The 22,754-nt window shown below is 71.7% G+C and carries 25 protein-coding genes; 12 read left to right on the top strand and 13 right to left on the bottom strand.

Annotation, left to right across the window (positions count from 1 at the left end; translation table 11 throughout):
• Window positions 1-12: 12 nt before the first annotated feature.
• Window positions 13-864, bottom strand: coding sequence for a L,D-transpeptidase family protein (locus tag ACZ4Z4_RS28425; RefSeq protein ID WP_468333507.1), 852 nt, complete (start codon window positions 862-864; stop codon window positions 13-15).
• 95 nt (window positions 865-959) lie between these two features.
• Here ACZ4Z4_RS28425 and ACZ4Z4_RS28420 point away from each other — a divergent pair, with 95 nt between their 5' ends.
• On the top strand, window positions 960-2,543 hold the full coding sequence (locus ACZ4Z4_RS28420; RefSeq protein WP_468333268.1) for an acyl-CoA mutase large subunit family protein: 1,584 nt from the start codon (window positions 960-962) through the stop codon (window positions 2,541-2,543).
• Window positions 2,544-2,666: 123 nt separating this feature from the next.
• A complete protein-coding gene (leuE, locus tag ACZ4Z4_RS28415; protein WP_468333265.1) occupies window positions 2,667-3,329 on the top strand; it encodes a leucine efflux protein LeuE in 663 nt (220 codons plus the stop codon).
• On the opposite strand, the gene ACZ4Z4_RS28410 is transcribed toward leuE, so the two are convergent.
• Window positions 3,316-3,717 carry a MerR family transcriptional regulator gene (locus tag ACZ4Z4_RS28410; RefSeq protein ID WP_468333504.1) on the bottom strand — a complete coding sequence of 134 codons (402 nt, stop codon included), beginning with the start codon at window positions 3,715-3,717 and terminating at the stop codon, window positions 3,316-3,318. The genes leuE and ACZ4Z4_RS28410 overlap by 14 nt on opposite strands.
• 48 nt (window positions 3,718-3,765) lie before the next feature.
• Here ACZ4Z4_RS28410 and ACZ4Z4_RS28405 point away from each other — a divergent pair, with 48 nt between their 5' ends.
• On the top strand, window positions 3,766-4,665 hold the full coding sequence (locus ACZ4Z4_RS28405; RefSeq protein ID WP_468333263.1) for an NAD(P)-dependent oxidoreductase: 900 nt from the start codon (window positions 3,766-3,768) through the stop codon (window positions 4,663-4,665).
• Between the two features lie 3 nt (window positions 4,666-4,668).
• Here ACZ4Z4_RS28405 and ACZ4Z4_RS28400 read toward each other — a convergent pair whose 3' ends face one another.
• Both ACZ4Z4_RS28400 and ACZ4Z4_RS28395 read right to left on the bottom strand, forming a co-directional pair.
• Complete coding sequence (locus ACZ4Z4_RS28400; RefSeq protein ID WP_468333260.1) at window positions 4,669-5,136, bottom strand: MarR family winged helix-turn-helix transcriptional regulator; 468 nt, start codon at window positions 5,134-5,136, stop codon at window positions 4,669-4,671.
• Window positions 5,137-5,170: 34 nt separating this feature from the next.
• Window positions 5,171-6,637 carry an FAD-dependent monooxygenase gene (locus ACZ4Z4_RS28395; RefSeq protein WP_468333257.1) on the bottom strand — a complete coding sequence of 489 codons (1,467 nt, stop codon included), beginning with the start codon at window positions 6,635-6,637 and terminating at the stop codon, window positions 5,171-5,173.
• 29 nt (window positions 6,638-6,666) lie between these two features.
• Here ACZ4Z4_RS28395 and ACZ4Z4_RS28390 point away from each other — a divergent pair, with 29 nt between their 5' ends.
• On the top strand, window positions 6,667-7,338 hold the full coding sequence (locus tag ACZ4Z4_RS28390) for a TetR/AcrR family transcriptional regulator C-terminal domain-containing protein (protein WP_468333501.1): 672 nt from the start codon (window positions 6,667-6,669) through the stop codon (window positions 7,336-7,338).
• Here the strand turns inward: ACZ4Z4_RS28390 and ACZ4Z4_RS28385 are convergent.
• Genes ACZ4Z4_RS28385 through ACZ4Z4_RS28375 form a run of 3 tightly spaced genes read right to left on the bottom strand, consistent with a single transcriptional unit; the run spans window position 7,322 to window position 10,820 of the window.
• Window positions 7,322-8,479 carry an acyltransferase family protein gene (locus tag ACZ4Z4_RS28385; RefSeq protein ID WP_468333254.1) on the bottom strand — a complete coding sequence of 386 codons (1,158 nt, stop codon included), beginning with the start codon at window positions 8,477-8,479 and terminating at the stop codon, window positions 7,322-7,324. The genes ACZ4Z4_RS28390 and ACZ4Z4_RS28385 overlap by 17 nt on opposite strands.
• Complete coding sequence (locus ACZ4Z4_RS28380) at window positions 8,476-9,843, bottom strand: polysialyltransferase family glycosyltransferase (RefSeq protein WP_468333251.1); 1,368 nt, start codon at window positions 9,841-9,843, stop codon at window positions 8,476-8,478. The genes ACZ4Z4_RS28385 and ACZ4Z4_RS28380 overlap by 4 nt, the downstream gene beginning before the upstream one ends.
• On the bottom strand, window positions 9,843-10,820 hold the full coding sequence (locus ACZ4Z4_RS28375) for a glycosyltransferase family 2 protein (RefSeq protein ID WP_468333248.1): 978 nt from the start codon (window positions 10,818-10,820) through the stop codon (window positions 9,843-9,845). The genes ACZ4Z4_RS28380 and ACZ4Z4_RS28375 overlap by 1 nt, the downstream gene beginning before the upstream one ends.
• A gap of 198 nt (window positions 10,821-11,018) precedes the next feature.
• Here ACZ4Z4_RS28375 and ACZ4Z4_RS28370 point away from each other — a divergent pair, with 198 nt between their 5' ends.
• The 4 genes from ACZ4Z4_RS28370 (at window position 11,019) to ACZ4Z4_RS28355 (ending at window position 15,881) form a co-directional block, all read left to right on the top strand.
• Window positions 11,019-12,350 carry a DUF6716 putative glycosyltransferase gene (locus ACZ4Z4_RS28370; protein WP_468333245.1) on the top strand — a complete coding sequence of 444 codons (1,332 nt, stop codon included), beginning with the start codon at window positions 11,019-11,021 and terminating at the stop codon, window positions 12,348-12,350.
• Between the two features lie 98 nt (window positions 12,351-12,448).
• Complete coding sequence (locus ACZ4Z4_RS28365; RefSeq protein WP_468333242.1) at window positions 12,449-13,771, top strand: cytidylyltransferase domain-containing protein; 1,323 nt, start codon at window positions 12,449-12,451, stop codon at window positions 13,769-13,771.
• 14 nt (window positions 13,772-13,785) lie between these two features.
• Window positions 13,786-14,739, top strand: coding sequence for an N-acetylneuraminate synthase family protein (locus ACZ4Z4_RS28360; RefSeq protein ID WP_468333239.1), 954 nt, complete (start codon window positions 13,786-13,788; stop codon window positions 14,737-14,739).
• 29 nt (window positions 14,740-14,768) lie between these two features.
• Window positions 14,769-15,881, top strand: a complete 1,113-nt coding sequence (locus tag ACZ4Z4_RS28355; RefSeq protein WP_468333237.1) for a hypothetical protein — start codon at window positions 14,769-14,771, stop codon at window positions 15,879-15,881.
• On the opposite strand, the gene ACZ4Z4_RS28350 is transcribed toward ACZ4Z4_RS28355, so the two are convergent.
• A complete protein-coding gene (locus ACZ4Z4_RS28350) occupies window positions 15,871-16,332 on the bottom strand; it encodes a protein-tyrosine phosphatase family protein (protein ID WP_468333234.1) in 462 nt (153 codons plus the stop codon). The two genes, ACZ4Z4_RS28355 and ACZ4Z4_RS28350, sit on opposite strands and share 11 nt — an antisense overlap.
• Window positions 16,333-16,365: 33 nt before the next feature.
• Here ACZ4Z4_RS28350 and ACZ4Z4_RS28345 point away from each other — a divergent pair, with 33 nt between their 5' ends.
• Complete coding sequence (locus tag ACZ4Z4_RS28345) at window positions 16,366-16,782, top strand: GNAT family N-acetyltransferase (RefSeq protein WP_468333231.1); 417 nt, start codon at window positions 16,366-16,368, stop codon at window positions 16,780-16,782.
• Here ACZ4Z4_RS28345 and ACZ4Z4_RS28340 read toward each other — a convergent pair.
• From ACZ4Z4_RS28340 to ACZ4Z4_RS28325, 4 genes are all read right to left on the bottom strand, one after another.
• Window positions 16,769-17,170, bottom strand: coding sequence for a hypothetical protein (locus tag ACZ4Z4_RS28340; protein WP_468333228.1), 402 nt, complete (start codon window positions 17,168-17,170; stop codon window positions 16,769-16,771). The genes ACZ4Z4_RS28345 and ACZ4Z4_RS28340 overlap by 14 nt on opposite strands.
• Before the next feature lie 572 nt (window positions 17,171-17,742).
• On the bottom strand, window positions 17,743-18,348 hold the full coding sequence (locus tag ACZ4Z4_RS28335; protein ID WP_468333225.1) for an RNA polymerase sigma factor: 606 nt from the start codon (window positions 18,346-18,348) through the stop codon (window positions 17,743-17,745).
• Between the two features lie 60 nt (window positions 18,349-18,408).
• Window positions 18,409-18,606, bottom strand: coding sequence for a DUF397 domain-containing protein (locus tag ACZ4Z4_RS28330; RefSeq protein ID WP_468333222.1), 198 nt, complete (start codon window positions 18,604-18,606; stop codon window positions 18,409-18,411).
• 15 nt (window positions 18,607-18,621) lie between these two features.
• Window positions 18,622-19,029 carry a DUF5753 domain-containing protein gene (locus ACZ4Z4_RS28325; RefSeq protein ID WP_468333219.1) on the bottom strand — a complete coding sequence of 136 codons (408 nt, stop codon included), beginning with the start codon at window positions 19,027-19,029 and terminating at the stop codon, window positions 18,622-18,624.
• Between ACZ4Z4_RS28325 and ACZ4Z4_RS28320 the strand changes: the two genes are divergently transcribed.
• Window positions 19,028-19,375: an ATP-binding protein gene (locus ACZ4Z4_RS28320; RefSeq protein WP_468333216.1), complete on the top strand. Its 348-nt coding sequence runs from the start codon at window positions 19,028-19,030 to the stop codon at window positions 19,373-19,375. The two genes, ACZ4Z4_RS28325 and ACZ4Z4_RS28320, sit on opposite strands and share 2 nt — an antisense overlap.
• Before the next feature lie 11 nt (window positions 19,376-19,386).
• Here ACZ4Z4_RS28320 and ACZ4Z4_RS28315 read toward each other — a convergent pair whose 3' ends face one another.
• Window positions 19,387-20,865 (bottom strand): MFS transporter, encoded by a 1,479-nt coding sequence (locus tag ACZ4Z4_RS28315; protein WP_468333213.1) that lies wholly within the window; start codon window positions 20,863-20,865, stop codon window positions 19,387-19,389.
• 99 nt (window positions 20,866-20,964) lie between these two features.
• On the opposite strand from ACZ4Z4_RS28315, the gene ACZ4Z4_RS28310 reads away from it, so the two are divergent.
• Window positions 20,965-21,852, top strand: a complete 888-nt coding sequence (locus tag ACZ4Z4_RS28310) for a LysR family transcriptional regulator (protein WP_468333210.1) — start codon at window positions 20,965-20,967, stop codon at window positions 21,850-21,852.
• Between the two features lie 76 nt (window positions 21,853-21,928).
• The gene (locus tag ACZ4Z4_RS28305; RefSeq protein ID WP_468333208.1) at window positions 21,929-22,435 is read left to right on the top strand and encodes a carboxymuconolactone decarboxylase family protein; all 507 of its coding nucleotides are present in this window, start codon (window positions 21,929-21,931) and stop codon (window positions 22,433-22,435) included.
• Window positions 22,436-22,754 lie beyond the last annotated feature (319 nt).

Raw genomic sequence — 22,754 nt, 5'->3', positions numbered from 1 at the left:
GCCGGACTCGCGTCACTTGTAGATGACGACTCGATCGCCGGTCCGTACCTGGGCGAACAGGCTCGCGATCTTCTTCTCGTCCCGGACGTTCACGCAGCCGTGCGACGCGCCCGCGTATCCCGTGGCCGCGAAGTCCGACGAGTAGTGGACGGCCTGGCCGCCGCTGAAGAACATGGCGTACGGCATGGCCCTGTCGTAGAGCGTCGAGACGTGGTGCCGTGACTTCCAGTAGACGGTGAAGGCGCCCTCGCGGGTCGGCGTGTACTGCGAGCCGAACCGCACGTCCATCGTCGACACCGCCCTGCCGTCGATCATCCACGTCAGCGTGCGGCTGCTCTTGGCGATGCACAGGACCCGCCCGGTCAGGCACCGCTTGTCCGGCGCGGCCGCCGGGATGCCGCCGCCCGCGTACCGCTCGTACCGCGTCGGCTCGCGCGTCATGCCGAGCAGCCGCTGCCAGGTGACCGTGTCCGTGTCACCCGTGCGGGGCAGCCCCCGCTTGGCCTGGAAGCCCTTGACCGCGGCGACCGTGGCGGCCCCGTACGTCCCCGTCGGGTTCACGTGGAGCCAGGCGATCTGCCGCAGCCTGGCCTGAAGTTCCCGCACCTGCTCCGAACTGTCGCCCGCCCGCATGAGCGTCCTGGGCGGCACGGCTGGAGAGGCGGGCGCGGCCGGCGCGGTGGGCGCGGTGGGTGGCGCCGGGGTGCGGGACGTCGAGGACGGCGCCGGCTGCCCCGCCGTCGGCCTGCCCGCTCCGGCGTCCGCGCCGCCCGGCTTCCCGTCCGGATCCACCGCCACCGCCTTGCACCCCGCCGTCAGCACCAGCACCGCCACGGCCCCCGCCGATATCGCGCTCCTGCCCATCACGCCCCCCGCGCTCCCAGACAACTCACGACTCTGGAAGTGTTTCCCGGTTTGCCGCGAGTGACGCGTCCCGTGCGCGGGCGCAAGCTGGAGGCATGACACACGAGTCGGAGTCAGGACTGCCCATCGAACCCGTGTACGGCCCCGAGGCCCTGTCGGGCTGGGACCCGGCGGAGCGGCTCGGCGCCCCCGGCGCGTACCCCTACACGCGCGGCGTCTACCCCACGATGTACACCGGCCGCCCCTGGACGATGCGCCAGTACGCGGGCTTCGGCACCGCCGCCGAGTCCAACGCCCGCTACCGGCAGCTGATCGAGCACGGCACGACCGGCCTCTCCGTCGCCTTCGACCTGCCGACACAGATGGGCCACGACTCCGACGCCCCGATCGCGAGCGGCGAGGTCGGCAAGGTCGGTGTCGCGGTCGACTCGGTCGAGGACATGCGCGTCCTGTTCGACGGGATCCCGCTGGACAAGGTCTCCACCTCGATGACGATCAACGCCCCCGCCGCGGTGCTGCTCCTCCTGTACCAACTGGTCGCCGAGGAGCAGGGCGTCCCGGCCGGCAGGCTGACCGGCACGATCCAGAACGACATCCTGAAGGAGTACATCGCACGCGGCACGTACATCTTCCCGCCGCGTCCCTCGCTGCGCCTGGTCGCGGACACCTTCCGGTACTGCGGGGCCGAGATCCCGAAGTGGAACACCATCTCCATCTCCGGCTACCACATGGCCGAGGCGGGCGCCTCGCCCGCGCAGGAGATCGCCTTCACCCTCGCCGACGGCATCGAGTACGTCCGTACGGCGGTCGCGGCCGGCATGGACGTGGACGACTTCGCGCCGCGCCTCTCCTTCTTCTTCGTGGCGCGTACGACGCTCCTGGAGGAGGTCGCCAAGTTCCGCGCGGCCAGGCGCATGTGGGCCCGTCTCATGCGGGAGGAGTTCGGCGCGCGGAACCCCAAGTCGCTGATGCTCCGCTTCCACACGCAGACGGCCGGTGTCCAGCTCACCGCCCAGCAGCCGGAGCTGAACCTCGTCCGGGTCGCCCTCCAGGGCCTCGGCGCGGTCCTCGGCGGCACCCAGTCGCTCCACACCAATTCCTTCGACGAGGCCATCGCCCTGCCCACCGACAAGTCGGCCCGGCTCGCGCTGCGCACCCAGCAGGTCCTCGCGTACGAGACGGACGTGACGGCGACCGTCGACCCCTTCGCCGGGTCGTACGTCATGGAGAGGATGACCGACGACGTGGAGGAGGCGGCGCTCGCCCTGATGCGGCGCGTCGAGGACCTCGGCGGCGCGGTGCACGCCATCGAGCAGGGCTTCCAGAAAGGTGAGATCGAGCGGAACGCCTACCGCATCGCGCAGGAGACGGACAGCGGCGACCGCGTCGTGGTCGGCGTCAACCGCTTCCGGCTCGACGAGGAGGAGCCGTACGAACCGCTGCGCGTCGACCCCGCCATCGAGGCCCGGCAGGCCGCCCGCCTGGCCCGGCTCCGCGCGGAGCGGGACGGCGCCGCGGTGAGCGCCGCCCTGGCCGCGCTCCAGGAGGCGGCGAAGGGGGAGGGCGCCAATGTGCTGTACCCGATGAAGGAGGCGCTCCGGGCGCGGGCCACCGTGGGCGAGGTGTGCGACGCGCTGCGGGAGGTGTGGGGGGTGTATGTCCCGACGGACGCGTTCTGACGTACGGACGCGTTCTGACGTACGAACCTCTGGCATGCGGGCGCGTTGTGGAGGCGGAATCGTTGCCGTCCGGCACACGGACACCCCTGCCCCCATCCCGCACACCCGTGCGAGACTCCCGGCATGCTGGGTGTCACCGATCTTCCGACCTATCTCGCGGGCCTCGTCCTGATCATTCTCCTGCCGGGGCCGAACTCGCTGTACGTGCTCTCCGTCGCCGCACGCCGCGGCGTCCGCACCGGCTACACCGCGGCCGCCGGCGTCTGGTGCGGCGACGCCGTCCTGATGACGCTGTCGGCGGCCGGCGTCGCCTCGCTCCTCCAGGCCAACGCCGTGCTGTTCGGGATCGTGAAGTACGCCGGTGCCGGATATCTGACCTGGCTCGCGGTCGGCATGCTGCGGGCGGCGTGGAGCATGTGGCGGGCGCGCGGGGAGCAGGGGGCCGACGGGGGCCGGGCGGCGGACGCCGGGGAGGCGGCCGCGGGGGAGCGGCCGTTCCGCAGGGCCCTGGTGATCAGTCTGCTCAATCCCAAGGCGATCCTCTTCTTCATCGCCTTCTTCGTGCAGTTCGTGGATCCGGGGTACGCCTATCCCGCCCTGTCCTTCGTCGTGCTCGGCACCCTGGCCCAGCTGGCGAGCTTCCTCTATCTGACGGCCCTGATCTTCAGCGGCACCAAGCTGGCGGCCGCCTTCCGCCGCCGCAAGCGGCTCTCGGCCGGGGCCACGTCGGCGGCGGGCGCGCTGTTCCTCGGCTTCGCGGTGAAGCTGTCGGTCAGCAGCGTGTGACGGCGGCTCCCGTCAGGGGCGCGTAGCTGTCGCCGCCCATCCGGTCGGCCGCGTCGATGTACGTGGCGAGGGCCGCGCGGGACCGTGCGATCTTCTCCATCTGGTCGTCGAGGCGGCGCAGCCGCGTCCGCATCGCGGCCAGGAGTTCGGGGCACGCGGGCAGCTCCGGGACCTCTCCGTCCGCGCAGGGCAGTACGTACGCGATGTCCTCGGAGGACAGTCCGGCGCCCAGCAGGTGCCGGATCTGCGTCACCCGCAGCACGGCGCTCTCGTCGTACTCGCGGTACCCGTTCGTGCCGCGCTCCGCCTCCAGGAGGCCCTGGGCCTCGTAGTAGCGCAACTGGTGGGCGTTGACGCCCGTCCGGCGCGCCAGTTCCCCGATCCGCATCGCACCTCGCTTGACCTTCATACCGGTATCAACGTTGACGATGCTGTCATGAACAACGAACCCGAGATCAAGAAATCTCAGCTTCCCGTGACCGTCATCGGGCTCGGCCTCATGGGCCACGCACTCGCCGCGGCGTTCCTGAGGGCCGGGCACCCCACCACGGTGTGGAACCGCACCGCCGCCAAGGCGGACCAACTCGTCGCGGCAGGAGCCCACTTGGCGCCGACCGTCGAAGAAGCGCTCAGGGCGAGTCCCCTGACGGTCGTCTGTCTGACCGACTACGACGCCGTGCGCGAACTGCTCGGCCCCGCCGAAACCGCCCTCCGAGACACGACGTTGGTCAACCTGACCTCGGGCGACTCGGCCCGGGCCAGGGAGACCGCGCGGTGGGCCGCGAAGTGGGGCGCCCGCTACCTCGACGGCGCCGTCATGGCCGTCCCGCCGGTCATCGGCACCGCCGACGCGGTGATCCTGCACAGCGGCCCCGCGGCGGACTTCGCGGCGCACGAGCCGGCCCTCGCCGCGCTCGGCACCGTCACCCACCTCGGCGAGGACCACGGCCTCGCGTCCCTGTACGACGTGGCCGGGCTCGCCATGATGTGGAGCGTCCTGAACGCCTGGCTCCAGGGCACCGCCCTGCTCAGGACGGTCGGCGTCGACGCCGCGACGTACGCGCCGTTCGCACGGCGGATCGCCGCCGGTGTGGCCGAGTGGCTGCCCGGATACGCCGAGCAGATCGACGCCGGCTCCTTCCCCGCGGAGGTGGCGTCCCTGGAGACCGACGCGCGGTCCATGGCGCACATGGTCGAGGAGAGCGAGGCCGCGGGCGTCAACGCCGAACTGCCGAAGCTGATCCAGGCGATGGCCGCCCGCGCGATCGCCGCCGGGCACGGCGCGGAGCAGTACCCCGTCCTGATCGAGGAGTTCAGCAGGCCCCGCGCCGCCTGACCGTCAGTGGTGCCAGGCCGAGCCGCCCACGTTGTGGATCATCCGCTGGAGGACCTTCAGCGCGCGCACGTACTCCTCGTCGGTGATGCCCTCGTGGATCTCCGCGCGGACGGCCTTCTGGCGCTCGGCCACGCGGGCGCGGAGCGTGCGGCCCTCGTCGGTGAGGGCGATGCGGCCCGCGGGGTCCTCGGTGATCAGGCCCCGGTCGTGGAGGGCGCCGATGTTGTGGTGCAGGGCGCCCTCGCCGATCTCCAGGTAGCCCTTCAGGACCGCCACGACCTCGTCCCGCGGACGGCCCTCCGGCGCCGGTACGAGCTGGTTGAGGACCCACCACTGGGGCTGGGTGAGGCCCATCTCGGCGAGCATGGTGCGGATGTGGTTGACGACGGCCGCGCCCGCCGCCGAACTCCAGTAGCCCACGGGCTGGTCGACGAGGTCCTGGTCGCTGTGTGAATACGTGAAAGCTGACATGCGCTTGAACGTAAAACCTCAAGTCCGCTTGAGGTCAAGCCGGGAAGTCGGCTCGGACGGGGGCGCCGCACCGCGCCAGGTACGCGGCGAGGCCGTCCCGCGCGTCCGCGCCCGCCCAGCCCACGTACCCGTCGGGCCGGACGAGGAAGAGCCCCTTCCCGTACGGCTCGTACGCGGGAATGCCGTGCACGCGGACCAACTCCTCGTCGAACGGCGGAAGTTCCGCGTCCGTGCCCACCGCGAGCAGCGTCCAGTGCGGGCCGCGGAACACGTCGAACAGCGTCCCCGCGCCGCACGGCCCGTCCGGCGCCCGGTCACCCGCCCGCAGTGCCTCCTCCGGCAGTCCCTCGCGCGTCTCCACCGCCAGTGACGCGTCGCGGTAGCCGATGCCGAGCTGCCGCGTGTCCGCCCCGCGCCGCGCCTCGCCGCGGTGGATGCGGGTGGACAGGCCGAGCATCCGCGCGGCGTTGGGCCGCCGCTCCTCCTCGTACGTGTCGAGGAGCGCCGCGGGCGCGCCGCGCCGGAGCACCGCGGCCAGCTTCCAGCCCAGGTTGTAGGCGTCCTGGACGCTGGTGTTCAGGCCCTGGCCGCCCGCGGGCGAGTGGATGTGCGCCGCGTCGCCCGCCAGGAGGACGCGGCCCTCGCGGAAGCGGTCCGCCAGCGCCGCGCGCGGCCGGAAGTCCGAGGACCAGCGGATCGCCGTCACCTCGTCGGCGCTCAGGTGCGTCCGGGCGGCGACGAGTTCGCGTACGCCCCGAAGGGAGAGGTCGGGTGTCGCCCCGGCGGGCAGCTGGGCCGTCAGCTGGAAGTCCTCGGTGCCGGCCAGCGGGCAGATCGCCGTGTGGAGGCCGCTGTCGTCGGCGGGCGGGAACATGTGCCAGTTGGCGCGGTCGAGCGCGGGGACGCGGATGTCCGCGACCAGGACCGGGTTCGGGTCCACGGTCTCGCCCGTCATCGGGATGCCGAGCGCCCCGCGGAGGGTGGAGCGGCCGCCGTCGGCCGCCACCGCGTACGCCGCCCGTACCGCCGCGCCCGTCGACAGCCGGGCGGTGACCCCCTCGGCGTCCTGCGTCAGCTCCGTTACCTCCGCGCCGAAGGCGACGTCGCCGCCGAGCTCCCGCAGGCGTGTCAGCAGGATCTCCTGCGTGCGCCACTGGGGGAGCATCCACGGGGTGGTGTACGGGGCGGTCTCCGTGGGCTCCGGTTCGTCGAACATCCGGTGTTCGCCCTGCCGTTCTCCGTCCCGCCACACCATCCCGACGGGGATGGGGCCGCCCGCCGCGAGCACCGCGCGGACCACGCCGAGGTCGTCGAAGACCTCCATGGTGCGGGGCTGGAGACCCTTGCCGCGCGAGCCGGGGAAGAGGCCCGGGGCCCGCTCGACGACGAGGGCGGGCACGCCGCGCCGCGCGAGGTCGCAGGCGAGGGCGAGACCGGTGGGGCCCGCGCCCACGATGAGCACACCGGTGGTGTCGATTTCCTTAACGTCGTTAAGTGCCATGCGGACGAGGGTGCGCTTAACGGTGTTAAATTGTCAAGGTGGCTACGACGAAACTGGACCGGACCCGCGTGGCGCGCACCGCGCTCGACCTGCTGAACGAGACCGGGCTCGAAGGGCTGACGCTGCGTGCCATCGCCCAGCGCCTCGACGTGAAGGCACCCGCCCTGTACTGGCACTTCAAGGACAAGCAGGCGCTGCTCGACGAGATGGCGACCGAGATGATGCGGCGCATGGGCGAGGACTTCCTCTCCGCCCCGGACCCCGACTGGCGCGCGGCGCTCACCGGCGCGATGCGCGGCCTCCGCGCCCACCTGCTGCGCTATCGCGACGGCGCCAAGGTGTTCAGCGGTACGCGCTACACGGACCTGTCGTACGCGGCACCCCTCGAAAACCACCTGCGGGCGCTCGGCGAGGCGGGCTTCGCGCCGGCCGCGGCGGCCCGTGCCTGGTTCACCGTGTACAGCTACACGATCGGGTACGTCATCGAGGAGCAGGCCACGGGCCCGGCCCCGGCCGGCGGCGACGGCCGCGAGGGTGGCGGCGGCTACGATCTCGTGGCGCGTGCCGAGCGTCTCGCCGCGTATCCGCTGGCCGCCGCGGCGGGCGAGGAGATGTTCCGGTCGCACGACCGCGGCTTCGAGGAGGGGCTCGCCGCGGTCGTGGCGGGGATCGGGGCGACGCTCGTCAGTTCCGGGGGGTGAGGCTCCGGTTGAGGCCGTTGCGGATCAACGGGGTCAGCCGCTCCTCCACGTACCGGTTCAGGAGCCGGGCGAGGACCAGCATCGCGGCGATCGTCAGGCCGAGCGTCGCGTACGACGGCAGTCCCAGGCGGCGGTGCAGCACCTCCACCGTCACCCAGCCGAGGTGCTCGTGCACCAGGTAGAAGGGGTACGTCAGCGCGCCGGCCACGGTCAGCCAGCGCCAGTTCGCCCAGTGCAGGTGCCCGAGCGCGATCAGCAGCACCCCCACGAATCCCGCCGTCACCACCGCCATGATCCCGGCCGATGAGCGGTAGGAGAAGAAGTCCGGGTTCGGCGCGTGCCACAGCTGGTCGACGGCGTAGTGCTGGCCGATCAGCCAGCTCACGCCCGTGATGCCCCACGCGGTGAGGTCGCGGCGGTCGCGGTGGATCAGGTAGATGCCGATGCCGCCGACGAAGAACGGCGCGTACTCCGGCATCAGGACGAGGTCGAGCAGCGGCTGGTCGGCGGCCTCGGCGACGGCCGCGGCCAGGGTCCACACCGCGCAGAACAGCACGACGCGCGCACGGGTCACGCCCGGCATGACCACGCAGAGCGCGAACAGGGCGTAGAAGCGCAGCTCGGCCCAGAGCGTCCAGCACACGCCGAGCACCCGGTCCGCGCCGAGCGGCTGCTGAAGCATGGTGAGGTTCACCAGCGCGTCACTGGGCGAGACGGCCTCGTAGGCGACGGCCGGCAGCGCGAAGACCGCCGTCACCAGGATGATCGCCGCCCAGTACGAGGGCAGCAGGCGTGACGCCCGGGAGGCGAAGAACGAGCGCATGGGCCTGCCCCAGCCGCTCATGCAGATGACGAAGCCGCTGATCACGAAGAAGATCTGCACGCCCAGGCAGCCGTAGGCGAACCACTCGCTGGCCGTGGGGAACTGCTGCTTCGGCGAGCTGCCCCAGGCCTCGGCTATCTCGCCGTCGCGGCCGCCGTAGTGGTACGCGGCGACCATGAGCGCGGCGACGAGCCGCAACCCGTCCAGGGCGCGCAGCCGGGGCTTCCCGCGAGCGGGCCGCGGGGCCGCGAGGGCGTGCGGCGCGGCGGATTCCGCCCCCGGTGAGAGCTTCGGGAGCGTTATGTCGGGAGAGGTCATCCGAGCGCGGTCCGCTTGAGCGAGCGCTGTACGGAGCGTGCGCGGCGGGCGACCTTGCGGACGGCCGCGTTGCGCGGGATGAAGGCGAGCTGCGCGGGGAGGGCGCCGGGCAGCGCGAGCGCGGTGAGGCGGCGCCGCTTGAAGTAGCGCCAGGTGGCGTCCGACAGGTTCCGGGCGAGATAGCGCTCGGCCTCGGGGCGCAGCCGGGGGTAGATCTGCGGCTGCATCGCGAAGCCGACGGCCTTGAGGAGGTTCGTCAGCTCGCCGGTGCCGAGGCCCGGCTCCTGTGCGGTGACGGCGGCCCGGTCGGTGAGCTCGGGCAGCAGGGCGTCGACGATCGTGACCGGGACGCGGTTGCTGTTCTGGTAGGGCGCGAGGCGTTCGAGGAGGAGGTCCGTGCCGGTGCGGGCGGCGGGCAGGCCGTAGAGCGCGGACGCCGTGAGCAGCGCGGTGGAGAAGCAGCCGACGACGAGCGCGGGCCGCATGCGCTGGTAGAGGACCTCGGCGAGCACGGGGCTGTCGAGCACCGTCAGCTCGACGCCGATCGCCTGCGCCTCCTTCTCCAGGGCGCGCGACCAGCGGGCGGGCGCGGTCGGGTGCGGCTTGAACACGACGCGGGTGTGGCCGAGTTGGGCGGCGTCGCGCACCATGCGAATGTGCAGCTCCTCCTCTTCCTCGGGGGTGAGGATGGAGAGGGCGGAGAGGTACTGGCCGAGGACGAGGGCGGGCGCCTCGCTCTCCGGGAACTCCGGCAGCCCGGCCAACTCCGTGTCCTCCTCGGCGAGTTCGCCGAGGACCTTCAGGAACGCCTCGGTCGGTACGACCTCGGGGGCGACCCCGAACTCGGTGAGGAGCAGCGGGGTGAGGCCCGGCACCAGGTCCAGGTGGAGCAGGCGCCGCACGCGGGTGCCGATCAGCGGGTCGATCTTGTTGCGGGTCGGGCCGTAGCTCATCAGGCCGTCGGCGTAGACGTCGACGGGGACGCCGGTGAAGATCTGCGAGAGGGCGAGCGCGGGGTTGACCTGGATCGACTCGACGGCCAGCTCGACGGCGTCGTCACCGAGGCCCCAGAGCATCCGGATGTACCGCTCCCACAGCACGACGTCGTCGCCGCGCGGGGCCCAGCCGCCCGGGTGGAAGGGGGCGATGGCCTCGTTCCAGGAGCGCACCTCGTCGAACCGGCCGCGCAGCCGCTCGAACCCGGGCATCCCGTCGAGGGGCGTCGTCGTCTCGGGCGTCGCCGCGTTGTTGCTGACCAGGAGGATGCGGCGGTCGGCGGGGCCGAACCGGTCGGCGTCCAGGGCCGCGGCCAGCGTCGCGGCGCCGTACAGGGTGGACGCCAGGAAGATCTGCGTCGTGGCCATTACGCGGCCACCTCCGCCGCCACCGGACGCCGGCGCAGCCTGCGCAGGCGGGTCGCCCGCTGGACGTCCATGGAGTCGAGCGCGTCGTCGAGAACGCCCTGCGGCATCCGCTTCAGCGCGGCCGCACTCATTGACTTCAATTTCCGCGCCACGGATGGCTCGAACCTTTCGATGGATCCCAAATGGTGGGAGATGATCGCACAGTAAGTGCGCACGGCCTTCGGCAGGAGTCGGTCCGCGTCCCGGTCGGCCGCTGTTTCCCGTACGACCTGGTCGAATGCCTTGATGAAATCGAGCTGGCGTACGTCGCCGATCTGTGTCAAAGAGGAGGCGACCCCGCGCCGGTAGAACACCCCGAGAAGGCCGACCGCGGCGAAGGATTCCGCCTCCCGGTGCAGCCGCCAGATCCAGGGCCGGTCCTCCGCGGTGCGCAGACCGTCGGTGAAGTGCAGCAGCCCCGCGTCGGCGAGCCTGCGGTGGTAGATGCCGGCCCACGCGTACGCGTAGTCGACGGACGTCGACCGGTCGGCGGGCAGTATCACGTCGCGCGGATTGAGCACGACGCCGCGCCTGCCGTGCGGGACGCGGTGCACGCTGCGGGCCCGCGCGGTGCACTGCACATGATCGGTGCGTACGAAGTCGCAGCCCAACTGCTCGATGGCGGCGACCAGTTGGGAGAAGTAGCCGGGCGCGAGCCAGTCGTCACCGTCCAGGAAGGTGAGGTACTCGCCGCGCGCCGCGTCGAGGCCCGTGTTGCGGGCAGTCGCGAGCCCGCCGTTCTTCTCATGTCTGAGGTGGACGGCGCCGGGAAGCTCGCGCGCCGCACGCTCCAGGATGTCCGGAGTCTCGTCGCGCGAGCAGTCGTCGACGAGAATGAATTCGAAGTCGTCACGTGCGTTCGCACGCAGACTCCTCAAGGTGTCGGGCGCGTATTGCTGCACGTTGTAGAACGGCACGATGACGGAGAGCTTAACCACGTGGGTGACGTTAGGTGTCGGCCCGTGATTCGTGTCGACCCGCAGCGGTATGCCAGGTGAACGACGCGTGGCGGAATGGTTAACCAGGCTGCCGGACAGGCTTTTCCCGGGCCGATTCGCCATTCGTCGGCATGCTGTTAACCGTTTGTTGCACCTGAGTTGGGCCGCGAATCGGAATGCCTTCCTAGCGTCTGGGACGTGCAAGGAAGTCATCGAAACCCGCTGCGGGTCGCCGTGCTCGCCGACTCCGACACACGATGGAAATGGGGCGCTCTCACAGCGCACCGCATCGTGCCGGAGGCTCGGCTCAGCGGCTTCCTGCTCCGCGGCCGGGCCACTCCCACCCCCCGGCAGCTCGACGAGGTCGGCGTGCGCGCGGACTCACTGCGCGAGGTCACCGCCGTCGAGTTCCTGCGCGAGACCGAGCGGGACGCACCCGACGTGATCGTGCTCGCCCTGGTGGGCGGGGCGGTCCAGGCGGTGCTGCACGGACTCGCCCGCGTCACGCAGGACGCCCTCCTCACCGGCGCCACCAGGAAGCGGCCCGTCGTCGTCACCGGCTACGTCGGCGTCGTCTACGAGAAGCTCGCCGACGGCCTCCTCCTGCGGCACGGCGCGGACGTCGTCCTCGCCAACTCCCGCCAGGACGCCGAACGCTTCCGCGCGGTGTACGAAGGAGTGGGCGCCGACGCGTCGGCGGTGACGGAGGCCGCACTGCCGTTCCTCGGCGGAGCGCCCTACGCCAAGCACGACCCGTACACCGTCGTCTTCGCCGCCCAGCCCTCCGTGCCCGAGACCGCAGCGCACCGCACCTACCTGCTGCGCCGCCTCGCCGAGCACGCCCGGCTCCACCCCGACCGTGAAGTCCTGCTCAAGCTGCGCAGCAAGCCCGGCGAGCACACCACGCACATCGAGGAGCTGCCCTACCAGAAGCTGGCGCAGCGCGTCGAAGGCGGCCTGCCCGCCAACTGCCGCCTCGTCTACGGGCACATGGGCGAGGTCCTCGACCGCACCGACCTCCTCGTCACCGTCAGCTCCACGGCCGCGCTCGAATCCCTGCACCGCCGCATCCCCACCGCCGTCCTCACCGACCTCGGGGTGCGCGAGGCGCTCGGCAACCACCACTTCACGGGCTCCGGCTGCCTCGCCTCCTGGGACCAGCTGGACGCGGGCCACCTGCCCGAGCCCGACGAGAGGTGGCTGGCCCGGCAGGGCGTCGCCGCCGACGGGGCGTACGAGAACGCCTTCGACGCGGCACGCGAGCGCGTCACCGAGCTGCTCGCCGACGCGGCCGCCGGTGGCCTGCCGCCCATCCGGCCCTACTACAGCCTCACCACCGCCCGCGGCTATCTGCCCGGCATCCTCGCCCGCCACCACCTCGGCCCCGACGGCGCCCCGCTGCCGGGCGCCCCCGCGGCCGGCAAGGACCCCGGCCCCGTACGGCAGATAGTGCGCCGCGCGGCCCGGGGCGCCTACCGCCACGGAGTGCAGCGCGTGGCCCCCGTCATCCGGCGGATGGGCGAGCTGTGAGCGCCGGGCGAGCTGTCGACCCCGGGCGAGCCGAGAACTCCGGGCGAGCCGTGAACCCCGGGCGAGCCGTGAGCACCCACCCCCTTCAAGGAGCCCCCATGCCCCTCCCCGACCCCGCGAGCGCACCGGCCCGCCGCGTGCTCGCCGTCATCCCCGCCCGCGGCGGCTCCAAGGGCGTGCCCGCCAAGAACCTCGCCCCCGTCGGCGGCGTGCCGCTGGTGGCCCGCGCCATCCGCGCCTGCCTCGCCGCCCGGCTCGTCACCGACGTCGTCGTCTCCACCGACGACCACGTGATCGCCGAGGCCGCCCGCGCCGCAGGCGCCGAAGTGGTCCTGCGCCCCGCCGCGATCGCCGGGGACACCGCGACCAGCGAGGCCGCCGTGCTGCACGCGATGGACGCCCACGAGGCGCTGCACGGCACGCGGGTCGACGTCGTCCTGCTCGTGCAGTGCACCAGCCCCTTCCTCACCCACGAGGACATCGACGGGGTGGCGTCGGCCGTCGCCGAGCACGGCGCCGACACGGCCGTCACGGTGGCGCCGTTCCACGGCTTCATCTGGCGCGACGCGGCCGATGCCGTCGGGGACTCCGCCGGCTCCACCGACGTACCCGCGCAGCGCACCGGCTCGCTGGGCGGCACGGCGACGCTCGCCAACTCCACCCGTGTCCTCGGCGGCTACGGCGTCAACCACGACAAGTCGTTCCGCCCGCGCCGCCAGGACCGCCCCCAGGACCTCCTGGAGACCGGCGCCGCCTACGCGATGGACGCGGCGGGCTTCCGCACCGAGAAGCACCGCTTCTTCGGCCGCACCGAGCCCGTCCGCACCGACCCGGCGCGCGTCCTGGAGGTCGACGACCCGCACGACCTCGCCCGTGCCCGCGCGCTCGCCCCGCTCTTCGACGCGGCCCGTCCCGGGGACGAGGCCGCCCTCCCGACCGCCGCCGACATCGACGCGGTCGTCCTCGACTTCGACGGCACCCAGACCGACGACAGGGTGCTGATCGACTCCGAAGGACGGGAGTTCGTCTCCGTGCACCGCGGGGACGGCCTCGGCATCGCGGCCCTCCGCAGGAGCGGCCTGCACATGCTGATCCTGTCCACGGAACAGAACCCGGTCGTCGCCGCGCGCGCCAGGAAGCTGAAACTTCCCGTCCTGCACGGCATCGACCGCAAGGACCTCGCACTGAAGCAGTGGTGCGAGGAACAGGGCATCGCTCCCGAGCGCGTGCTCTACGTCGGCAACGACGTCAATGACCTCCCGTGCTTCGCCCTCGTGGGCTGGCCCGTGGCGGTCGCGAGCGCCCACGACGTCGTGCGCGGCGCCGCACGCGCGGTCACCACCCTCCCCGGCGGTGAAGGCGCGATCCGAGAGATCGCCACCTGGATCCTCGGCCCCTCTCTCGACTCCCTCCACAATTAAGGACTGTTCCCACCATGAGCAACATCACCTCCATCGGCGCCAACTCCCGTCTCCGCCGCTTCGGTTCGAAGACGGCCGGTCCCGGCCAGCCCGTGTACATCACCGGCGAGATCGGCATCAACCACAACGGCGACCTGGAGAACGCGTTCAAGCTGATCGACGTGGCCGCCGAGGCCGGCTGCGACGCGGTGAAGTTCCAGAAGCGCACCCCGGAGATCTGCACCCCGCGCGACCAGTGGGACATCGAGCGCGACACCCCCTGGGGCCGCATGACGTACATCGACTACCGCCACCGCGTGGAGTTCGGCGAGGCCGAGTACCAGGCCATCAGCGAGCACTGCGCCAAGCGCGGCATCGACTGGTTCGCGTCCCCGTGGGACACCGAGGCCGTCGCCTTCCTGGAGAAGTTCGACCTGCCCGCCCACAAGGTCGCCTCCGCCTCGCTCACCGACGACGAGCTGCTCCGCGCCCTGCGCGCCACGGGCCGCACGATCATCCTCTCCACGGGCATGTCGACCCCGAAGCAGATCCGCCACGCGGTGGAGGTGCTCGGCTCCGACAACATCCTGATGTGCCACGCCACGTCGACGTACCCGGCGCAGGCCGAGGAGCTCAACCTCCGCGTCATCAACACCCTCCAGGCCGAGTACCCGAACGTCCCGATCGGCTACTCCGGCCACGAGACCGGCCTCCAGACGACGCTCGCCGCCGTCGCCCTCGGCGCCACCTTCGTCGAGCGCCACATCACCCTCGACCGCGCCATGTGGGGCTCCGACCAGGCCGCCTCCGTCGAGCCGCAGGGCCTCACCCGCCTCGTCCGCGACATCCGCACCATCGAGGCGTCCCTCGGTGACGGCGTCAAGAAGGTCTACGAGTCGGAGCTCGGCCCCATGAAGAAGCTCCGCCGCGTCGCCGGCGTCGTCGCCGAGAGCGAGAACTCCGCGGACGCCGAGCCGGTCGCGGTCTGAGCCGCCCGCCGGGAGACGGACATACGACGATGAGCCCCCGAGTCGGCCGAGCCGACGACACCACGGTTACGGCCGGGGCCGCCACGACGCTCGCGTTCGTGGAGAGCCCGGTCCAGCTCCTCAACGTCCTTGAGTGGGCGCACTCCGCGGCCGCGACCGGCCCGACCGGGGGCCTCACCGTCGTCGTCCTCTCCCCGAACGACCCCATGACGCGCGGCCAGTTGCGCCGCATGGCGCAGCTCGCCCGCGAGGAGGGCGTCGAGGTCCGCTGGGAGGAGGCGCGCGGCGGCGCGGCGGCGCCCTTCCAGACCATCGGGGGCCTCGCGGGCCCCCTGCGCAGGGCCGACCGGATCGTCATCGGCGACCCGTTCTCCCGCTACGTGCAGCTGCTCCTCACCATCACCAGGGCCCGCTCCCTGGTCGTCGTCGACGACGGCACGGCCACGATGGAGTTCATCGCCCAGCTGGCCCGCGGCGAACGCCTCCAGCGCTGGCACCGCAAGGGCGGCCGCCCGGGCCCCCGCGACCTGGTCTTCGCCCCGGTCTCGGCCTCGGCGCGGCGCCGCCTCACCCCCGGCGCGTCCCGCACGGTGGAGGTCTTCTCCGCCATGCCGATCGACAGCGCGCCCGACGGCGTGACCGTCTCCGTCAACACCTTCTCCTGGACCAGGGAACGCTTCGGCCCGCCCCGCATCACGCGCGGCGCCGACCTGGTCGGCACGTCACTGGTGGAGACGGGAGTGGTCGACCCGGACCGTTACGTGGAAGCGGTCCGCGCCCTCTCCCGCACCCACGGCGCCAACCGCTACTTCGCCCACCGCCGCGAGAGCTCCGAGAAACTCCACCGGCTCGCGGTCGAGACGGGCCTCCAGGTGGTCCGCCCCGACCTCCCCCTGGAACTCATCGCCCGCCGCGGCCCCGTCGGCCGCACCATCCTCAGCTTCCCCTCGACGGTCGTCCACACCCTCCCCCTGGCCCTAGCGGGCACAGAGGTGAAGGTGGCGGTCTGCGACATCGACCCGGCCTGGCTCACGGAGACGGCGTCGCCGCGCGCCCAGGGCTTCCTGTCCGGAGTGACGGGCACGGCCCGGGACGTGCACCGGCTGTCGTCGGTACGGCACGGGGTGCCCGCTACCGGCTGAAGTTCCGTACGTACCGCCGCTGCCACGGAGTCTCCACCGCGTGCCGGTCGTAATGCGCGCGTACGTAGGCGACGGCCTGCGCCGCGGGCACCCCGTCGAGGACGGCGACGCACGCCAGCGCCGTCCCGGTCCGCCCGCGCCCACCCCCGCACGCGACCTCGACCCGCTCCCGGTCGGCCCGCTCCCACACCTCACGCAACACCTCCCGCGCGAGCTCCCGGTCCGCGGGAAGCCGGAAGTCGGGCCACCGCAGCCACCGCGCCTCCCAGGGGACGCCGGGCGGCTCCTTGCCGAGCAGATAGACCCCGAATTCGGGCACGTCCCCGTCCGGCAACGGATGCCGCAGCCCACGCCCCCGGACCAGCCGCCCGGAGGGCAGCCGCAAAACCCCGGCGGCACCGCTCGTCCATGTGCTTGTCTCATCGCTCTCGGGCCTCTGCGGCAGCGTCATGCCTGGAGGCTAGGTGACAGAAAGGACGGCGACATGCCGAACAGCGCGTTCCCGTCGATCACGTACGTATGGCGGGACGCCTTCGAGGACGACGAGGTCAACGCCCTCCACGCCGAGGGATTCGGGCACGCGGTGCTCGACATCGGGTGGCGTGAGCAACTGCACCGGCACAGCCTCGGATGGGTCTGCGCGCGGGACGAGGACGGGGTACTCGTCGGGTTCGTCAACGTCGCCTGGGACGGCGGCGTGCACGCCTTCGTCCTCGACACCGTCGTGGCGGGACCGCACCGGAAGCGGGGGATCGGGGCCGGGCTCGTCGCCCGCGCCGTACGGGGCGCACGGGCCGCCCGCTGCGAGTGGCTGCACGTCGACTTCGACGACGAGCACCGCGGCTTCTACCTGGAGGCGTGCGGGTTCCAGGAGACGGGGGCGGGACTCATCGCCCTGTGAGTCCTTGCACGACACCGCCGTTGGGCATGTGCACCGGCTCCTCCGCCGACAGAATGAGCCTGGGCAGTGTCACCGGCCCGTCCACGTAACGGCCAGTCCGCTTTCTCGTGCGTCGGGCTCGCACATCAGCACGCACGAGGGCCCGGCGCGCTGCGTGGGCGCGTCGGTTTGCGTCACGCCGTTGCAGCTTCCACTGCCGATGCTGGATGCGGTTGGCCTGCATCGCGACGGCGTCCGCGGATTCTCCGGGGTGCATCGCCCTGACGATCTTCGCCACGGCGGCGGCCCCGGCGCGAATGAGCAGCACCAGAGCCAGGGTCACCAGCAGAGGGAAGACGAGTTCCATCGGGACGCCCGCTGCGATGAGCTCAGAGATGAAACCGTTCAATGTAGGCCTCCACGGTCCGTTCGGGGCCCGAGAGGAGCGACTGTTTCACCAGCAACCCGGGCCTGTTGCCCACCTCCAGACACGAGAAGGGCCCCCGGTCACCGGGAGCCCTTCTCTAGCGGCGCTCGATCAACGCGAGGCCCCCCTTGGCCCCACGTCGATCGGCCGGAACACTCAGGCCGTTCCTACAACCTCACGACCTGGCCGGGCAGATCAGTTCGCACGGCTTCCCCCGTTTCCGGCGCGAGGTTGACGCGAGGCAGGCGCACGGCGGAATCCGGCGTGATGGCCTTCATGAACCGTGAGACGACCGCGTTCCAGATGGCTGCTAGGACAGCCATCACGATAGCGATGCAGTTTCGCACTGGAGCTCCTTCGCGGCAGGAGACGGCCAGCAAGCCGATGCTCTGCCGGTTCAAATCGTGGCGGCCCCGTCACCCCTCCGACGAGGCCTATCAGTAACTACCCTTCTGGCGGCGGGCGAGCTCCCAGCTCACCCCGCCACCGCACGGGCCGGGGTCGCCGTACCGTGTGGCAGCGGGGCGTTCCAATCCCTCGTCACGGAGCAGTTTCTACCTCGGCGGGTCGAATCCCAGGTGCGCGAGCCTCCCGTCGCGCCAGGCCTTATTGACCTCCCGGTTGGCCCGCCACTTGAGCGTGGCGACGGCCCGGGCGGTGGTCGGCGGGCCGAGCCACTCCGCGATCATCTGGTTGTCCTCGCCCAGGATCTGCCCGAGCACGAAGACGGCCATCTGGCGCGGCGTGAGGAGATCGAGTGCGCGTATGCCCCGCACTGTTTCGATCAACTCGAGGTTGAGCCGCACGACATCACCCGTCGGATGTTCGCCCTGACGTGCACGCAGTACGTCCAAGGTCTCGTCTCCGACCAGGATCTCCACCGTGGTGCGCAGCTTGCTCAGCTGATTGGTGACACAGCGGTTGAGGTACTTGTCGAGGTCCTCAACGGGCCCACGGTTGACGAGCCGCGAGTGCAGACCCCGAAGGACGTTCCCCCACATGTCATCGGCAAGCTCGGGGCCGGCCTTCCTGGCCATACGCCCACGGTGTATGCCTGCCTGCTCCGTGGCACGAAGCAGCTGATCGCGCGCGTCGGGGGACAGCTCGCGCACGACGGTGGATGATGCCGGCTGGCTTCCGCCGCGCATCTCTTCGGGCATCGTTGCTCCCGGAGTGGTTCCGAATGGACAACCACTCTCAGTCGCCGCCGGGGGACCCCATCACACATCCACGGAGTGGCGTCGTGTGTGCCTGACGGCGTTTATGAGGGTGCAGAGTTGGGTGCGGGTCACTCTGAGTACGACCTCGGGGTCGTCGCTCTCGCGGAGGCGGATCGTCCCGTCGGGGGCAGCGGCTACGTAGACGCAGGAGGAGGCCTCCGAGCTGTATGTGGACTTCTGCCAGGTGAGGTCGGGCATGGGTTTCGGCGTCCTTCACTCTTGGGATGCGGCTGTGCGGCGGATCAGGTCACGTGATTCTTCGGAGGGGAGAGCGAGCTTTTCCAGGTGGTCGAGGACGGTGGTGTAGCGCTCCAGCTGGGCGGTGGCGTCCAGGAATTCGCTGCCGTGCTCGGTATCCAGTTGCACCGTGTCGAGTTGGGCGACGGGCCCGTAGGCGTAGTCGATGCCTTGCCCCGAGCCGGGAAACGCGCCCCTGCCGAACGGGATGACGCGCACGGAGACGTTGTCCCGCTCACTCATCGACGCCAAGTGGTTGAGCTGCTCGGTCGCGACGGTGGGGCCTCCGACCCGCATGTGGAGCGCGGCTTCGTGGATCAGGGCGGTGTACGGGAGCGGAGCGTCCCCGTGCAGCACGGCCTGGCGCTTGATCCGGTACGACATGAGCGAACTGGTCGACGTCACCGAGCTGTTGACGTCCGAGCTGGTCACCAACGCCTACCGGCACTCCGAAGGGCCCGCCGCCCTCCGGCTGCACGGCACCGACGACCCGTACGGGCTGCGGGTCAGCGTGTGGGACAGCAACCCGCACATCCCCGCCCCCTTCGACAAGCCGCCTTGCCGGAGCGGGCCGCTGCGCGCCGTGCCGCACGAGGCGGACGGCGGGCGCGGGCTCGGCCTCGTGGCGCAGTGGGCCCAGGCGTGGGGCGGCCATCCGCTCGGCGACGACCTCTTCGGGAGGGGCGGCAAGCTGCTGTGGTTCGAGCTGCGGGCTCCGGAACAGGTGTGAGGAGGGGTGGTTCAGTGTGCCGCGGAGGCGTCGGCAGGCGTGCGGTCCCCGGCGGGGCCACCCGATGCCACCACCGGCGCCCCCCGCACCGTCCGCAGCCCGAACGCGCTGATCAGCGCGGCGAGCAGGGCGGCGGCGAGCGGGACCCACAGGGCCGCGCGGTAGCCGTCGAGAAGTGCCGCCGGTGAACCGGACGTCGTCGCCGCGACGTTGGCCGCCGTCACCGTCGACAGGCCCACCGCCGCGCCGAACTGGAAGGACGTGTAGAGCAGCGCGCCCGCCAGGCCCTGCTCCTCCTCCGCCACGCCTTCCGTGGCGACGATCGTCAGCGGGCCGTACGCGAGCGAGAACGCGATACCGACGACGATGAAGCTCGGGAACATCATCGCGTACGTCCAGTCGGCGCCGACCGGCAGGAACAGGGCGTACGCCAGCGCGGCGAGCAGCAGACCACCGAAGATCACCCGGGCGTTGCCGAAGCGGCGCACGAGCCGGGGCGTGAGGACGGGGGAGAGGATCGCGTCGACCCCGATGACGATCATCGCGAAGCTCGTCTGGAGCGTCGACCAGTCCCGCAGCTCCTGGAGGTAGAGGACGACCAGGAACTGGAAGCCGAAGAAGCCCGCGGCGAAGAGCAGCCCGGAGAGGTTGGCGCGGACCAGCGGGCCGCTCCGCAGGATGCCGAGGCGGACCAGCGGGGCCGGCGCGCGGCGCTCGACGGCGACGAACGCGGCCAGCAGGGCGAGCCCGGCGCCGACCGTGAGCGCCGTCCACCCGAAGGCGGTGTGCGTGGCGCGCTCCACGCCGAGGACCAGCAGCACGATGGCGGCGGTGATCGTGAGCCCGCCCGCCAGGTCGACGCTCTGCCCGGCGCGGTCCGGCCGCGGCGAGCGGGGCACCAGCGCGAGCGCCGCGAGCAGGATCACGGCGGACAGCACGACGGGCGCGAAGAACACCCACCGCCAGCCGAACTGGGTGAGCAGCCCGCCGACGACCAGGCCGATGGAGAAGCCCCCGGCCGCCGTGCCGGAGTAGACGAGCAGCGCCTTGTTGCGCCGGGGGCCCTCCTCGAACCCGGTGGTGATGACGGAGAGGCCCGCCGGGGTCATGAACGCCGCGGCGATCCCCGTGACGAAGCGGGCGACGATCAGCATCCAGCCCTCGGTGGCGAGGCCGCCGAGCCCGGAGAAGAGCAGGAAGACGGTGAGCCACAGGACGAACATCCGGCGGCGCCCGAAGAGGTCGGCGGCCCGCCCGCCGAGCAGCATGAACCCGCCGTACCCGAGGACGTACGCGCTCATGACCCACTGTAGCGACCCGGTGGACAGGCCGAGGTCGGCGCGGATGGCGGGGAGCGCGACGTTGAGCATCGCGACGTCGATGCCCTCCAGGAAGATCGCGCCGCAGAGGACGAGGAGGACGCCCCACTCGCGGCCGGTGAGGGGTCTGTCGGGGGACTGGTGCGCGTGCGGCGCGAGGTTCTGGCTCATGCCGCCACCCTCGGCCGGGCGCGGGCGCGGAACAACGGCGAACATCGCAACGTTCGTTCAGCCAGGCTGACCGATGCGGACCGACCTGGGGGTACGGCGATGGAACGCGACGAACTGGAGTGCTTCCTGCTCCTCGCCGAGGAACTGCACTTCGGCCGCACCGCCGAGCGCATGCGGCTCTCCAGGGCCCGGGTGAGCCAGCTCGTACAGCGCCTCGAACGCCGCGTCGGGGCGCCGCTGTTCACCCGCACCAGCCGCCGCGTGGCCCTCACCTCGCTCGGCCGCCAACTGCGCGCCGACCTCGAACCGCACCACCGCGCCATCGAGGACGCCCTCGCCAGGGCCGTGGCGACAGCCCGCGGCATCGACTCCGTGCTGCACGTCGGCTTCGACAACCCCCTCACCGGCGAGATCGTGATGAGGACGACGGAGGCCCTGCGCGCCAGCCACCCCGGCCTGGCCGTGGAGGTGTGCGAGGTGCCCCTCGGCGATCCGTACGGGCAGCTGCGCAAGGGCGAGTTCGACGTGCAGCTGACAGAGCTCCCGGTACGGGAGGAGGATCTGGGCGGAGGGACCGTGCTGCTCGCGGAGGACCGGGTCCTGGCCCTGCCCGCGAGCCACCCCCTGGCCGCCCGGCCCGCCGCGTCCCTGGAGGACCTGGCCGACGTCACCCTCCTCACCATCGACGGCGAGGTCCCCGACTACCGGCTCGACCACCACGTCCCCGCCACCACCCCCAGCGGCCGCCCGATCGGCCGCGGCCCCGGGGTGACGAACATGCAGGAGGCCCTGACGCTGGTGGCGGCGGGCAAGGGCGCCCTCCTGGCACCCGCCCACACCGCCACGTACTTCGCCCGCCCCCGCATCACCTACGTCCCCCTCACGGACGCGGAGCCGACGGGCTACGCGCTGGTCTGGCGCAGGGACCGCGAGACGGGCACCGTGGCGGCGTTCGCACGCACCGCGCGAGAAATCTCCGCTTCCTAGCGCGCATCCGGTCACATCTCCCCGACGAGCTCCGTCACTGAACCGAAAGCAGGCGACACGACACGAGGAGACAGCCATGGAAACGCGTTCGATCACGGCAGAGGTCCCGATGGTGCCGCGGATGGCCGAGGACCCCGCGAAGCTCGTCCCCGGGCTGGCGGACGTCTCGGCGGCGCTGTTCAGGGTGACCGGCAACGGCTCGGTGCCGCGTTCGACGATCGGCCTGGTGCAGCTGCGGGCCGGGCAGATCGTCGGCAGTACCTATCTGACCGTGCTGCACACGGGCTTCCTGCGCAAGGGCGGGGCGTCGGAGGAGAGGATCACGTCGGTCGCGTCGTGGCAGGACTCGCCGTACTTCACCGGGGCCGAGCGGGCCGCGCTGGCGCTCGTGGAGGCCGTGCTCCAGCCGGCCGCCCAGGGCGAGAGGGTCTCCGACCGGTTGTACGCCGAGGTGGCCGCGTACTACGACGCCGAGGCGCTCGCCACCCTGATGTTCGCGATCGGGCAGGTCAACTTCTTCATCGCCGTGGCGCTGGTGGCCAAGCCCGTGCCGGGACGGTCGTTCTCCGACCCCTGGGGGTGACGGACATCGGCCCCTGGGGGTGGCACCGGCCCCGCCCCTAAGAGTGACGTCGGCCACTACGGGGACACGGGCGAAACGGATGTGACGGGCGGAACAGCGCAAACCACGCTACTCGTGTTCTGCTGTATAGCGCTGATCGCGAGGCCGCCCGTGCCGACGGCGGTCGCCCGCGCCCCCTACCAGGCGCCGGGCGGCTTACGCATCCTCCGAGGCGGCCTGAAAGCCTACCCATGCCGATCGGCGGCCATGCGCCACGAGGCCAGTAATTCTTCCCCTATCGGGCTGAACTTTTGTTGATCGTGGGTTAGTTGGCCGTTGC

Source organism: Streptomyces sp. NPDC030245 (assembly GCF_055572995.1).
The sequence above is the reverse complement of the archived record's forward strand: the minus strand, read 5'-3'. Positions and strand labels throughout refer to the sequence as shown.

What these genes read in the sequence shown, in the direction of transcription:
- ACZ4Z4_RS28425 (WP_468333507.1), bottom strand. Translation starts at nt 864, where the DNA reads ATGGGCAGGAGCGCGATATCGGCGGGGGCCGTGGCGGTGCTGGTGCTG.
- ACZ4Z4_RS28420 (WP_468333268.1), top strand. Translation starts at nt 960, where the DNA reads ATGACACACGAGTCGGAGTCAGGACTGCCCATCGAACCCGTGTACGGC.
- leuE (WP_468333265.1), top strand. Translation starts at nt 2,667, where the DNA reads ATGCTGGGTGTCACCGATCTTCCGACCTATCTCGCGGGCCTCGTCCTG.
- ACZ4Z4_RS28410 (WP_468333504.1), bottom strand. Translation starts at nt 3,717, where the DNA reads ATGCGGATCGGGGAACTGGCGCGCCGGACGGGCGTCAACGCCCACCAG.
- ACZ4Z4_RS28405 (WP_468333263.1), top strand. Translation starts at nt 3,766, where the DNA reads ATGAACAACGAACCCGAGATCAAGAAATCTCAGCTTCCCGTGACCGTC.
- ACZ4Z4_RS28400 (WP_468333260.1), bottom strand. Translation starts at nt 5,136, where the DNA reads ATGTCAGCTTTCACGTATTCACACAGCGACCAGGACCTCGTCGACCAG.
- ACZ4Z4_RS28395 (WP_468333257.1), bottom strand. Translation starts at nt 6,637, where the DNA reads ATGGCACTTAACGACGTTAAGGAAATCGACACCACCGGTGTGCTCATC.
- ACZ4Z4_RS28385 (WP_468333254.1), bottom strand. Translation starts at nt 8,479, where the DNA reads ATGACCTCTCCCGACATAACGCTCCCGAAGCTCTCACCGGGGGCGGAA.
- ACZ4Z4_RS28380 (WP_468333251.1), bottom strand. Translation starts at nt 9,843, where the DNA reads ATGGCCACGACGCAGATCTTCCTGGCGTCCACCCTGTACGGCGCCGCG.
- ACZ4Z4_RS28365 (WP_468333242.1), top strand. Translation starts at nt 12,449, where the DNA reads ATGCCCCTCCCCGACCCCGCGAGCGCACCGGCCCGCCGCGTGCTCGCC.
- ACZ4Z4_RS28360 (WP_468333239.1), top strand. Translation starts at nt 13,786, where the DNA reads ATGAGCAACATCACCTCCATCGGCGCCAACTCCCGTCTCCGCCGCTTC.
- ACZ4Z4_RS28355 (WP_468333237.1), top strand. Translation starts at nt 14,769, where the DNA reads ATGAGCCCCCGAGTCGGCCGAGCCGACGACACCACGGTTACGGCCGGG.
- ACZ4Z4_RS28350 (WP_468333234.1), bottom strand. Translation starts at nt 16,332, where the DNA reads ATGACGCTGCCGCAGAGGCCCGAGAGCGATGAGACAAGCACATGGACG.
- ACZ4Z4_RS28345 (WP_468333231.1), top strand. Translation starts at nt 16,366, where the DNA reads ATGCCGAACAGCGCGTTCCCGTCGATCACGTACGTATGGCGGGACGCC.
- ACZ4Z4_RS28335 (WP_468333225.1), bottom strand. Translation starts at nt 18,348, where the DNA reads ATGCCCGAAGAGATGCGCGGCGGAAGCCAGCCGGCATCATCCACCGTC.
- ACZ4Z4_RS28330 (WP_468333222.1), bottom strand. Translation starts at nt 18,606, where the DNA reads ATGCCCGACCTCACCTGGCAGAAGTCCACATACAGCTCGGAGGCCTCC.
- ACZ4Z4_RS28320 (WP_468333216.1), top strand. Translation starts at nt 19,028, where the DNA reads ATGAGCGAACTGGTCGACGTCACCGAGCTGTTGACGTCCGAGCTGGTC.
- ACZ4Z4_RS28325 (WP_468333219.1), bottom strand. Translation starts at nt 19,029, where the DNA reads ATGTCGTACCGGATCAAGCGCCAGGCCGTGCTGCACGGGGACGCTCCG.
- ACZ4Z4_RS28315 (WP_468333213.1), bottom strand. Translation starts at nt 20,865, where the DNA reads ATGAGCCAGAACCTCGCGCCGCACGCGCACCAGTCCCCCGACAGACCC.
- ACZ4Z4_RS28310 (WP_468333210.1), top strand. Translation starts at nt 20,965, where the DNA reads ATGGAACGCGACGAACTGGAGTGCTTCCTGCTCCTCGCCGAGGAACTG.
- ACZ4Z4_RS28305 (WP_468333208.1), top strand. Translation starts at nt 21,929, where the DNA reads ATGGAAACGCGTTCGATCACGGCAGAGGTCCCGATGGTGCCGCGGATG.